The sequence below is a fragment of the Paenibacillus cineris genome (assembly GCF_018333335.1).
Classification (GTDB): domain Bacteria; phylum Bacillota; class Bacilli; order Paenibacillales; family Paenibacillaceae; genus Paenibacillus_AQ; species Paenibacillus_AQ favisporus.
Genome location: NZ_BORU01000004.1, coordinates 189,804 through 202,184, shown reverse-complemented (window position 1 = coordinate 202,184; position 12,381 = coordinate 189,804). Strand labels below are relative to the sequence as shown.

The window sequence follows — 12,381 nt, the reverse complement described above, 5'->3', positions numbered from 1 at the left end:
CGCAGACCGAACCTGCGGTGAATGCTTGATCACTTTACAGGAGTCAGGAGGTACGGAACATGAAAGAAACGATCCCGCTGCTTACGCCCTTTAGCATCGAACGAACCATGGTCGCGGTCAGGGGGCAAAACCCCCGGCTCGTGCTGGCTCATCCGGAATACCCGGTATTCACGAAGGTGATTCCGGCGGAAGGGCGCGACATTCCGGTCACCGTGTCCTTGGTGGAGACCGACCAGGGACCGGCGGCGGAGGTGGATCTGCTGCAGGCCTGTAATTCGAAGGAAACCGAAGCCATCCGGGCGTATGTAGGCAAAATGCTGTCCAACCATGTGGACCTCAGGCCGTTCTATGCGCAGCTTCAGGATGAGCCTGTTATTGGCTCCATTCTTCCGGGGCTTCATGGGCTGAAAATACTGCTGGAGCCGAATCTGTTTCAAAATCTGGTGCGGACGATTATCGGCCAGCAGATGAACCTGAGCTTTGCCGCTTCGCTCGTCTCGCGAATCACCGAGCAGTACGGCACCCCCGTGACGATCGGGGACCATACGCTCTACAGCTTCCCGAAGCCGGAAGCGCTGGCCGCGCTCGAACCCGACGAGCTGCTGCCGCTGCAGTTCAGCCGCCGCAAAGCCGAGTATATTACTGGCCTGGCGCGGCAGGTAGCGGACGGCTCCCTCGATATTAACGCCATGCCGGACCTTGCGGACGAAGAGATTTTCAATCGGCTGCTCCCGATCCGCGGCGTCGGCAAATGGACGGTCGAGTGCTTCCTGCTTTTCAGCGTGGGCCGAACCGATTTCTTCCCGGCTGATGACATCGGACTGAAAAATGCGATGAAAGTGCTGTGGGACTTTGACAGCCAGCCGCCTTCTCCCCTCATGCTGGAGATCAGCCGCAGCTGGTCGCCATGGCGGAGCTACGCCGCTTACTACTTATGGGCCTGGCTCGACGAGTGGAAGCTGCGGCAGAAGCAGGAGAAGGAACAGAAGAAGCCTGTCCGCGGCAAGTCGGCCCGGAAAGCCTCGGAAGAATAGCGGCGGCTGACCTACGCCATAATCGAGCCGCAGCCACCAACCCATCGAGGCCGCCTTCAGCCAGTCCTGACCGCTACGCTTCCTGCACGCCGACCCCGTTCCAGAACATGTTGACGATCTCCTGGGCCAGTTCACCCGCAGACGGGGCGAATTCTTTGGCAATCTCCCGGTTGCCGATCATCAGCATGGATGCCAGCGTGTGCGCCATAAGGAGCGGGTGTGCGGAGCGCACCTCCCCGTTTTTGATCGCCTCGGTGAAGCTGACGGTAAGCACATCGTGAATCTGGTCCTCGCTGACGCGGATTTCCTCCAGCTGTTCGGGCGCCAGCGAGGCGCTGGCATCGCGCATGATCGTTTCAAAGTCTCCGTGCGGGAAACGAAGCTTGTTCTCGGCCAGCTCCACGAGCCGGTCGTAGAGCGGCTTGTCCTGCTGCATAATCCGCAGGGAAGCATTGCGCGCCTTCTGCATCATGGCGGTGACAGCCGCCGTGAAGAGCTGGGCTTTATTTTCAAAGTGATAGTAAATGGAAGCTTTGGTTACGCCGCATACCTGGGCAATTTGCTGCAGCGAGACCGGCTCATAGCCGTACTCCATGAACAGGGCGGACGCTGTTTTCAGGATGAATTCGTTCATGGGAGTGTCCTCCTGCCGGCGTTTGGGCCGGCCCGGGGAGCGTTTAGCCGGATGTTTTCCCTGAGATTGTTCCATATCGTTGTCCTCCATAATCTAAGTAGTTGATCGTTGTCCTCCAGTAATTCCACAATCCTGTTCTAAATCCTGATTGATAATTAACCTTCCGGTATATATAATTAATGTGGCATGGTAATAGCGGATGTGCTTTTCATTGAATTCTGCGATTGTATGCCGCCTGATAAGGCTGAAAAGTACGGCGGTCCGTACTGTACCATATTGTATCACGGAGCCTGCGGAAGCCGCACTTTATCGGCATGAACATGTACTTATACTATACCATTTTGGCACCTGTAACAGGTGGGGAGGAGCAGAATATGGGGGATTCCGGATACGGGCGCTGGGTCGCCGGAAAAAGAAGCAAATGGATCACGCTGGCCGTTTGGGTCATCATCGTGGGCGTGCTGAGTGCCATCTGGCCGATGGTCAACAGCGAGGTCCAGAACAATGCGGCCAATCTGGACGGCGCCAAGCCTTCGGTTCAGGCTGAACGCATCGCGGAGGAGCAGTTCAGCAGCGATGCAGGGGTTCCCGCCCTGCTGGTCTGGCACCGTGAAGGCGGGCTGAAAGACGATGATTTACAGCATGTGCAGAAGGTGTATGCCGGATGGAGCGCGAATCCGGTGCCTTATCAGGATTCGGTTCCGCCATTTCATCAAATGCCGGAGGCCGCGCTGAAAGCGATGCTGTCCGAGGACCAGAGCACGCTGGTCACCCCCGTGCTGTTCGAGAAAAGCGCAGACAGCGACCAGCTGAAAGAAGGGGTGGAGCAGCTGAAGTCCGGGATCACGCATGAAACCGGGCAGGATCCCTTCGCCGCAAGCCATAACTCCGGTTCGGACCTCAGCGTCCGCGTCACCGGTCCGGTCGGCATTTCGATCGACGCGACCGGCCTCTTCAAGAACGCGGATTTCAAGCTGCTCATGTCCACCGTCATTTTGGTGCTGGTCATCCTGCTGCTTATTTACCGCTCGCCGATTCTGGCGCTGATTCCGCTGATCGCGGTCGGCTTTGCGTATGGCGCAGTCAGCCCCCTGCTCGGCCTGATGGCCCAGAAGGGCTGGATCACCGTGGACTCCCAAGCCGTTTCGATCATGACGGTGCTGCTGTTCGGGGCCGGGACGGACTATTGTCTGTTCCTGATCTCGCACTTCCGCCATTTGCTGAAGGAAGAAGAGAGCAAGACCCGGGCGCTGCTGCGGGCAGTGACGGAATCCTCAGGCGCGATCGCCATGAGCGGCTTCACGGTGGTTCTGTCGCTGCTGGCCCTGCTGCTGGCGAAGTACGGGGCATACCACCGTTTTGCGGTTCCGTTCAGCGTTTCTATTCTTGTGATGGTGATCGCAAGTTTGACGCTGGTACCTGCGCTGCTGGCGATTTTCGGGCGGACGTCGTTCTATCCGTTCGTTCCCCGTACGCCGGAGATGGAAGAGGAACGGGCCCGCAAGAAGGGCAAACCGGTACCCGCCCGCAAGCCGAAGCATCCCGGCTTTGCCAGCCGGCTCGTGGTCCGCAGACCTTGGATGATCGTCATTGTGACGGTGATCGTGCTGGGCGCGCTCGCTTCCGTATCCAGCCAGGTGAAGTTTACCTACGATATTATGTCATCTTTTCCGAAAGATATGGCCTCGCGTGAAGGCTTCGATACGATCGGGAAGCAGTTCAGCCCCGGGGAACTGGCCCCGGTGAAAATTATGGTCAATACAGAAGGCAAGACGGATGGCCTGGGGCAGAAGCTGAAGGAGCTGCCATATGTGGATGAAGTGTCAAAAGGGCAGCCGGGCAGTCAAAACGCCAATATTATCGCGTATGACGTCACGCTGGACATGAATCCTTATTCCAGCGAAGCGATGGACCAGATTCCCCACCTGCGGAGCACGGCAGAGCAGGCGCTTCAGGCGGCGGGGGTGGGTTCCCCGGCGGGTAAAGTGTGGATCAGCGGCCAGACCGCCGAACAATACGATACCCGCGAGACCGGCGACCGCGACACGATGGTCATTATTCCGGTCGTCATCGGCATGATCACCCTGCTGCTGCTCATGTATTTGCGGTCGATCACCGCAACGGTATATTTGATTTTGACTGTTATTTTGTCTTATTTCTCGGCGCTTGGCCTGGGCTGGCTCATCATCCATTACGGGCTTGGCGCAGACGCGATCCAAGGAGCGATTCCGCTCTATTCATTCGTGTTCCTGGTGGCGCTGGGCGAGGACTACAACATCTTCATGATCTCGAGCATCTGGAAAAAACGGAAGCATATGCCGTTAAAGCAGGCGATCCAGGAGGGCGTGTCCGAGACGGGCTCGGTCATCACCTCCGCCGGCCTCATTCTGGCCGGGACCTTCGCGGTGCTCGCCTCGCTGCCGATCCAGGTGCTGGTCCAGTTCGGCATCATTACCGCCGCGGGTGTCCTGCTGGACACCTTCATCGTCCGGCCGTTTCTCGTGCCGGCCATTACGGCGCTGCTGGGCCGCTTTGCTTTCTGGCCGTCTTCCCATACGGAGGCCGAGAACACCAAAGCCGGCATGCCGTCCTGATTCATCCTAAAGAGGAGTCCCTGTTTTTCAGGGGCTCCTCTTTTGTACTGCCACCGAACATCTCTCGTCCGCCGCCCAACCCTGCTCATCCAGACTGCCGCAAGATTCACCATTTGCTCAAGCCTTACACGGCTGTGGCTTCAGCGTCTGGCTTATAATAGGGAGAGACAGACCCTTTTTACGAACGACGAGGTGAACGCGGCATGAAGGTGTATGACGTTCTGCAGAGTGATGCGGAAGAATATATATTATTGTGTTATCAGGAGCTTGGCAAGACGGAGGCCGAGACCGTCCGGAGGCTGGCGGAAATCAGGGCCAGCATTGAAGAGACCGGAACGTATGAGCATACGTACGAGGAACTGGTTCACGGGGCAAAAATGGCATGGCGCAACAGCAACCGCTGCATCGGCCGCCTGTTCTGGGACTCGATGCAGGTCATCGATGAGCGGGGCCTTGAGCGCCCCGGCGACATTGCCGATGCGCTGCTGCGTCATATCGAACGCGGCACGGGCGGCGGCAAAATTGTGCCGACGATCACGGTATTTAGGCCGTCGGTACCCGGCATGAGCGATATCCGCATCCTGAACCACCAGCTGATCCGCTATGCGGGGTACGAGAACGGCGGGACGGTCACCGGTGATCCGGCTTCCGTTCTGTTTACGAGGCTGTGCAAGAAGCTGGGCTGGACGGGAGAAGGGACGCCCTACGACGTCCTTCCTCTTGTCATTCAAGGCGGGAAAGGCGTGCCTGAGCTGTTTCCCATTCCGCCGGAGCTGGTCATGGAAGTGCCGATCACGCATCCGGATATGCCTGCTTTCGCTGAGCTGGGCCTGCGCTGGTACGCCGTGCCGATCATTTCCGATATGGAACTCGTGATCGGCGGCATCCGCTATACGGCCGCTCCGTTTAACGGTTGGTACATGGTGACCGAGGTCGGTGCGCGAAATTTCGCCGATGAACAGCGGTATAACATGCTGCCGCGGGTGGCGGAGCTGATGGGCCTGTCCACAGCGAGCGAAACCTCGCTCTGGCGGGACCGCGCACTCGTCGAGATGAACGTCGCCGTGCTGCATTCTTACAAGCAGGCGGGGGTCAGCATGGTGGATCACCATACGGCGGCTTCCCAGTTCCGGCTGTTTGAAGAGCGGGAAGCCAGGAGCGGCAGAGAGGTTACCGGGAACTGGACGTGGTTAATCCCGCCGTTATCGCCGGCGACGACCCATATTTTTCACCATTCGTATGACAACACGGTCAAGACGCCAAACTTCTTTAAGAGAGAGGCGTCAAACGCTACGCCTGTACATGCGGGATGCCCTTTTCACCATTAGCTTATCGACTCCGACACCCTGCAAACCCGAAAAAAGTGCTTGATTGCTTGTTGCTTTTCGCCTGCTGCGTCGTATAATGATTTATTAGGTTATTTGACATTAAAGGGGATAAAGATAGAGCGTTGAACACCATATATTTGAACGAAATCATCCGTGAGCTGGTCGGACGGTCGGGACTGGGCGTTCAGGTCCGTCTGAGAACACGGTCCCGGGATGGACGCCTGATCGGCGGCAAGTACGGGATGGTTTCCAAGCGGATCACGATGTATACCGGTGTGATCGAGGAACAATGCATGCAGATGTTCGGATCATTGGACCGGGTGGAGGAGTATTTTACGATTGTCCTGGCCCATGAGCTGGGGCATGCCGCGGATCCGGAGCTGCCTGCGCTCTCCGAATCGCTGGAAGACATGAATCTTACTGAGGAACAGCGGATGCGCGTGGCGCTGCAGATTGAAGAGAACGCATGGAACTATGCGCTGGAGCTGATTCCCGAAGCGGATCTGCCCATGATGAGCGCCATTATCGACGAGTCGCTGTATGCATACCGGCTTCAGGTGGAGGAAGCGGGAGCCGAGGCAGGCATCGCCTGATGTCAGTCGGAACCGGCTGCCGCGGGGTCAGAGTTGGATCAACTACATCTTATAAAATAATAAAGGATAGGCTCGGCAGACCCTTCGGATCTCTCGAACCTATCCTTTTTTGGTTGTCGGGCAATATCCGCCTGCACTACAGCATACTGCTTATTCCGCTGCGTTCAAGGGGCTGACGACGAGCTCATACTGGTTCAGCGTAGAGCCGAGAAGGACGTCCTTGCTGCCTCCGGCCCCGCGGTGAGAAGCGCGGAAGGACTCGCTCTGCGTCCAGTTTTTAAACGACGCCTCGTCCTCCCAGACGGTGGACACCTTCAGTTCCTCGGCTTCCGCCTCCTTGCTCTTGCCCAGCCATACCTCCATCCGGACAAAGCCTGGCATGTCCTGCACGCCCTTGGCATTCGCAAAACGCTCGGCCACGGCTTGTCCGTGCCCTTCCTTGATCAAAATCGTATTGGTGATGACTATCATAAGGAATCGCCTCCGATTGTGGTATCGTTCCTTAATTCAGTCTACTCGTGTGCATCCAGTTTCTCAAGCGGCTTGATAGCCGGTCCTTCAAACACGACCCCGTCATAGGAAAACCGGGAGCCATGGCAAGGGCAGTCCCAGGTCCGCTCCGCCGCGTTCCACTCGGTCTCGCAGCCCATATGCGTACACGTGTTATCCACCAGATGAAGATTGCCCTCCGGGTCTTTATAAGCACCGGCTTTTTTTCCGTTATGGCGGACGACGGCGCCTTCGTCAGGATTCAGGTCTTCAATCCGGGTGTGGACGAGGCCGACTTTGCCGGAAATCAGCTCTCCGGCCACATCGGCATTTTCCTTCACCAGGTTCATAATTGACGGGTCGGCGAGGAAACGGGACGGCGTGTACAGCTCGCTGTACGGATTGTCCCTGCCGATGATTTGATCCGATAACATCCGCCCGGCGAGGGTACCGCTGGTCATGCCCCATTTGTTGAAGCCGGTTGCCACATAGATCCCTTCGTCCTTGGACGTAATTTGTCCGATGTACGGCACCTTGTCAATGGTGACCAGATCCTGGGTGGACCAGCGGAAAGGAATGCCTTTGCTGCCCAGCAGCTTGCCGCCATAGGCTTCGAGCGCCTCATAGTAGGAGAAGGTGCACATATGCTGCCCGGTTTTATGCCCTTCGCCGCCGACGATGACCACCTCTTCACCGTTCCAGGAGGCGGCCCGCAGCGAGCGCGTCGGCTTGTCCGCACTGATATACATGCCGCCGGCAAACGCCGTTTCCGGCTTCATAGCCAGCGCATACGAGCGGTCGGCATGCAGCCGCGCGAAATAAAAGCCGCCTTCATCGAGGAACGGGAAGTGGGTAGCGGCGACGACATGGCTGCATTGAATCTTGTGGCTTCCGCGGTAGGTGACGACCGTTAACGGTCCCTCCTTGTCCACCTTATGGACCGTCGTATTCTCATACACTTGTCCGCCAGCCTTCACGAACTCTTCCAGCAGGCGCCGCAAATAATGCAGCGGATGGAACCGGGCTTGTCCCGGCAGCTTGATGGCACCCGATGCGAACTGAGGAATCGGCAGCTTGTTCACCCATTCGCCGGGGATGCCCAGCTTTTCATAAGCCTCAAATTCCTTCTCCAGCTTATTGAGATCCTTATCCTTCTCCATATATACATAGGCGTCTTCTTCATGGAGACCGCAGTCGATATTCAGCTTGGACGCCGTATCCCGGATAAATTGCAGCGCATCCCGGTTGGCCTGATAATACATGGATGCCCGTTCCTGCCCGAAATGGCTCAGCAGTTCATCGTACAGCATGCCGTGCTGGGCTGTAATTTTGGCGGTCGTATGTGCGGTGGTGCCGTTCAGTACGTTCCCCGCTTCGACCAGGGCGACCTTCAGCCCTTCCCGGGCAAGCAAGTACCCGGTCGTAATGCCCGCAATTCCCGCGCCTACGATAGCAACGTCCACCTTGATGTCTTCCGCCAGACGCGGAAAGGAAGGGAGGTCCGTTGTCGCTCTCCATAAAGATTCAGGGTACTGCGGCAGCTCATTGGATATCGGTTCAGATGGTTGCATAGCATCGTAGCCTCCTAAGTATTTTCATTTCATTTATTACCACTTTTCGCCAAAAAGAAACGGAGCTTGCCCGGGCGGCGGCTTTTCTTCCCTGCGGGGGTTGTTTACAATAGTAGGGAAAGCCTAAATCGTCCTGCTGGCGGGCAGAAAACCTGCCTTAGGGCGGCCAATTGGGGAATCCCGATATGAACAAGGAGGCGCTGATGCAACGATGAAATACCGGAGACTGGGAAGAAGCGGACTGAAAGTGAGTGAAATCAGCCTGGGCAGCTGGCTGACTTACGGCGGATACGTGGAGCGCGAAAATGCGGTTCAGGCGATCCGGACGGCCTATGACGAAGGCGTAAATTTCTTTGACACGGCCAATGTGTACGAGCGGGGTGCGGCCGAGGAACTGTTGGGGCAGACGCTGAAGGCGTACCCGCGGGAGTCTTACGTACTGGCAACCAAGGTGTTCGGAAAAATGGGGGACGGCCCCAACGATCAGGGACTGTCGCGGAAGCACATTATGGAGCAGTGCGATGCCAGCCTGAAGCGGCTGGGCCACGACTATGTGGACCTGTACTACTGCCACCGGTATCATGCCGATACGCCGATCGACGAAACGCTGCGGGCGCTGGATGACCTGGTTCGCCAGGGCAAGGTGATGTACGTCGGCGTCAGCATGTGGACCGCGGCGCAGATGGAGGCCGCGCTCGGCACGGCTGACCGCTACCTGCTGGACCGCATCGTCGTAAACCAGCCGGTATACAATATGTTTCAGCGGGAGATCGAGCACGAGGTTATTCCGCTCGGCGAAGCGAAGGGTATCGGCCAGGTCGTTTACTCGCCGCTGGCGCAAGGCTTGCTGACAGGCAAATACACGGCACCCGGCCAGGCTCCGGAAGGAAGCCGCGCCGCCAAGCTCGGCTGGAAGGAAGACCGCATCAGCGAAGAGAAGATCGCCAAGGTGCGCCAGTTGGAGAAGGTCGCCGCCGAGCTGGACATCAAGGTAGGCCAGCTGGCCCTGGCCTGGATTCTGCGGCAGCCGAATGTGGCAAGCGCGCTGGTGGGCGCAAGCCGTCCGGATCAGGTCACCGAGAACGTGAAGGCCTCGGGCATTGAGCTTTCGGCGGACGTGCTGGAACGGATCGAACAAATTTTGAACTCCTAATGATCGAATAAGGCATGGCGAAGGCCGTCCTGCAGCAGGTATCCCGATACCGCGCTCGGGGCGGTCTTTTTTTTCTCCAGACCGAGAATATATCGCTCGTCTATGGCAACCGGATAACGGGAATGCTCTAGATACGCCAAGGACCCCCGCCGTGCTGCAGCTTTACATCGGGCGGAGCAGCTTGTAAAGTAGTTCTACGTTGAATCTGTTGCGGCAAGAAAGCCAAGTGGAGGAAATCGGATTGAAACACAGATACGAGTTTATCGAGCACCATGAGCATATGCCTTTTACGCTGTTCATCAACAGCATTGACCATATTCCGTTTCATTGGCATAAAGAGCTGGAGCTGATCTACGTCCTCAAAGGCTCGGTGGAAATCCATGTCGCCCAGGAGCGGCTGATTCTGCGGGAAGAGGATCTGCTGGTCATCAACAGCATGGACGTGCACAAAATCGACAAGACTGGCGAGGCCAACGTCCTGCTTACCCTGCAGGTCGATCCAGGGACGGTCCAGGCCCAGCCGCAGCAGTCCAAAAACCGGATCGACTGCAGCTCCGTGAACGCCCGGGGTGCGGACGAAGCCCGCTTTGCGCCCATCCGCTCCGGTCTTGCCCAAATGATGTGGGAGCTGAACAAGCGGGAGGATGGCTACAGCGACAAAGTGATGGGGCATCTGCATCTCTTGCTGGGCCAGCTGGTTCGATATTTCGCGACCGCGGAGCGGCTGGACGACAGCGCGAATGCGAGCGACGTAGATCTCGAGCGCCTTCGCCGGATCATTCAATACGTGGACGAGAACTATATGTACAAAATCAACCTGAAGCAGATGGCTGAACAGGAGCATCTGAGCTTCTATTATTTCTCCCACTTTTTCAAAAGCAAGATCGGCATCTCCTTTCAGAAATATTTGACCCTCATCCGTTTGGAAAAAGCGGAGACGATGCTGAGGGAGACGACGAGCAACATTATCGACATCGCCGCGGACTGCGGGTTCGCCAATGTAAAGCTGTTTAACAAAAGCTTTAAGGAAAAAATGGGCGTGACGCCTTCCGAGTACCGGCAGAAGCATGAGCGGCAGAGCGGAGGAGCGGATGACAAGCATCTTCCTTTTACGAGGGATACATCCGAGAGCGGCTCCTACATCAAGGTCGATACGGTAAAAGTGCTGGAGGGCTTGTACCGGCATCTGCCGCAGGTTGAAGCCGCGGCACCGTCCGTGACGCCCACCCCTGCCCGAAGCGTTGAGGAAAGCCTCGTTCTGGATGCGGCCGCTCCCGGAGAATCGTACGAGCCTCACTGGAACCGGCTGCTGACGGCGGGAAGGGCCGCCGAAGGGCTGCGCGAAGACTGGCGGAAGCAGCTGGCGGAAATCCAGGCGGAGCAGCCGTTTCAACATATCCGGTTCCACGGCATTTTCAATGACGAGATGATGATTTACGACGAATCCGAGGACGGGACTCCGCGGTACAATTGGAGTTATGCCGATGAGCTGTACGATTTTTTGCTGGGTCAAGGGATACGTCCCTTCGTTGAACTCGGGTTTATGCCCGGCAAGCTGAAGCGTTCGGATGAGACCCTCTTTTGGTGGAAAGGGAACATATCGCCGCCGAAGGATATGGCCAAGTGGTCGGAACTCATCCGCCAGTTTGTCCGGCATCTGGTCAACCGCTACGGCATGGAAGAGGTGCGGCAGTGGTACTTTGAAGTGTGGAACGAGCCGGATGCCATCGAGATCTGCTGGTCGGGGACGAAGGAGGAATATTTCGAATTTTACGCCGCCACCGCGCTGGCGATCAAGTCGGTCTCGCCGGATCTCCGGGTCGGCGGGCCGGCGCTGAATTATATTACCGTGTGGGAGACGGACTGGATTCAGACCTTCCTGCAGTACTGCCACGAACACCGGGTAGATATCGATTTTTTTTCCTTCCACAGCTATTCGGAATATTGGCCCGGGGACGAGCACTCCGGTGGTCTATCCCATACACAGCCGCCGGAATTTTTTGTGGATACGATCCACAAAGTCCGCGAACGGATCGCCGATTCTCCGGCGGAGGCTTTGGAGCTGCATCTGACGGAATGGAACTTTTCCTTGTATCCGCACAATCTGCTGCATGACACGATGTTCATGGCGCCGTTTATTATCAAAAACGCGGTGGATTCCATCGGCCTGCTGCAGTCGCTCGGGTTTTGGACGTTCACTGATATTTTTGAGGAGATGCGGGCGGGCGACAGCCCGTTTCACGGCGGATTCGGGCTGATCAGCATGCACGGGCTCAAGAAGCCCTCCTATTACGCTTTTGCGCTGCTGAACAAGCTCGGCCGCCGGATCTTGGCCAGGGGTCCGTATTATATCGCGACCGAGGAGAACGGAGACATCCAGGTGCTGCTGTACAACTATACACATGTGGACAGCTTGTACGCCAAGGGCGAATGGTCGGGCATCAGCGAGCAAAACCGGTACGACGTGTTTGAAAGCAAGGAGGCGCTGGACGTCAGCCTCGACATTCGCGGTTTGCAGGGGGATTACAAGGTGTCGCACTATACCCTGGACCGGGAGCACGGATCGGTGTTTGACGCATGGCAGGCGATGGGAGCGCCGGACTTTCCCAGTAAGGATGAGGTCGCCTATCTGCGCCGCCAAAGCGGGCCTGACTTGAAGGTCTCCCAAATCCGGGCGGCTTCTTCCTATACCGTTCGGGTCACCGTACCGCCGCACGGCGTGCAGCTGATCACGCTCCATAAACAGTATTGAACACAGCTCCGAAATTTCCCGTTCCTGTGCCGAACGGAAATTCGGGGCTGTTTGCGATATGCCTGCAGCAGCCGGGGATGACCGCAAAAAAAGGGGTGCTTTTAGGCAAAAGAGAACAAGAACGGGCTTTTGCTTCAGGGTTAGAATGAGAACAAGCAGTCATTTGTTGATTCTGCAAACGTCTACATAGCATGAACTAAAGAAATGGATGTTATAGGGCCGATTGGACCGTT

Annotated in this window: 10 protein-coding genes; 6 read left to right on the top strand and 4 right to left on the bottom strand. The window is 57.0% G+C overall.

Annotation, left to right across the window (positions count from 1 at the left end; translation table 11 throughout):
• Nucleotides 1-59: 59 nt before the first annotated feature.
• Entirely contained in the window at nt 60-1,034 is a 975-nt protein-coding gene (locus KI379_RS27680; protein WP_212985596.1) for a DNA-3-methyladenine glycosylase family protein, read from the top strand.
• 73 nt (nt 1,035-1,107) lie between these two features.
• On the opposite strand, the gene KI379_RS27675 is transcribed toward KI379_RS27680, so the two are convergent.
• Nucleotides 1,108-1,668 (bottom strand): TetR/AcrR family transcriptional regulator, encoded by a 561-nt coding sequence (locus KI379_RS27675; protein ID WP_240913409.1) that lies wholly within the window; start codon nt 1,666-1,668, stop codon nt 1,108-1,110.
• A gap of 374 nt (nt 1,669-2,042) precedes the next feature.
• On the opposite strand from KI379_RS27675, the gene KI379_RS27670 reads away from it, so the two are divergent.
• From KI379_RS27670 to KI379_RS27660, 3 genes are all read left to right on the top strand, one after another.
• The gene (locus KI379_RS27670) at nt 2,043-4,262 is read left to right on the top strand and encodes an MMPL family transporter (protein ID WP_212985595.1); all 2,220 of its coding nucleotides are present in this window, start codon (nt 2,043-2,045) and stop codon (nt 4,260-4,262) included.
• Between the two features lie 203 nt (nt 4,263-4,465).
• Nucleotides 4,466-5,590 (top strand): nitric oxide synthase oxygenase, encoded by a 1,125-nt coding sequence (locus KI379_RS27665; RefSeq protein ID WP_212985594.1) that lies wholly within the window; start codon nt 4,466-4,468, stop codon nt 5,588-5,590.
• Nucleotides 5,591-5,712: 122 nt separating this feature from the next.
• The gene (locus KI379_RS27660) at nt 5,713-6,183 is read left to right on the top strand and encodes a hypothetical protein (RefSeq protein WP_076171877.1); all 471 of its coding nucleotides are present in this window, start codon (nt 5,713-5,715) and stop codon (nt 6,181-6,183) included.
• Nucleotides 6,184-6,333: 150 nt separating this feature from the next.
• Here KI379_RS27660 and KI379_RS27655 read toward each other — a convergent pair whose 3' ends face one another.
• Entirely contained in the window at nt 6,334-6,654 is a 321-nt protein-coding gene (locus tag KI379_RS27655) for an antibiotic biosynthesis monooxygenase (RefSeq protein ID WP_076171875.1), read from the bottom strand.
• A 41-nt stretch (nt 6,655-6,695) separates the two neighbouring features.
• On the bottom strand, nt 6,696-8,243 hold the full coding sequence (locus tag KI379_RS27650) for an FAD-dependent oxidoreductase (RefSeq protein ID WP_076171873.1): 1,548 nt from the start codon (nt 8,241-8,243) through the stop codon (nt 6,696-6,698).
• 211 nt (nt 8,244-8,454) lie between these two features.
• Here KI379_RS27650 and KI379_RS27645 point away from each other — a divergent pair, with 211 nt between their 5' ends.
• Entirely contained in the window at nt 8,455-9,396 is a 942-nt protein-coding gene (locus KI379_RS27645) for an aldo/keto reductase family protein (RefSeq protein WP_212985593.1), read from the top strand.
• Here the strand turns inward: KI379_RS27645 and KI379_RS27640 are convergent.
• A complete protein-coding gene (locus tag KI379_RS27640; RefSeq protein ID WP_167372887.1) occupies nt 9,393-9,536 on the bottom strand; it encodes a hypothetical protein in 144 nt (47 codons plus the stop codon). The genes KI379_RS27645 and KI379_RS27640 overlap by 4 nt on opposite strands.
• Before the next feature lie 101 nt (nt 9,537-9,637).
• Between KI379_RS27640 and KI379_RS27635 the strand changes: the two genes are divergently transcribed.
• The gene (locus KI379_RS27635) at nt 9,638-12,148 is read left to right on the top strand and encodes a GH39 family glycosyl hydrolase (RefSeq protein ID WP_212985592.1); all 2,511 of its coding nucleotides are present in this window, start codon (nt 9,638-9,640) and stop codon (nt 12,146-12,148) included.
• The last annotated feature ends 233 nt before the right edge of the window (nt 12,149-12,381 follow it).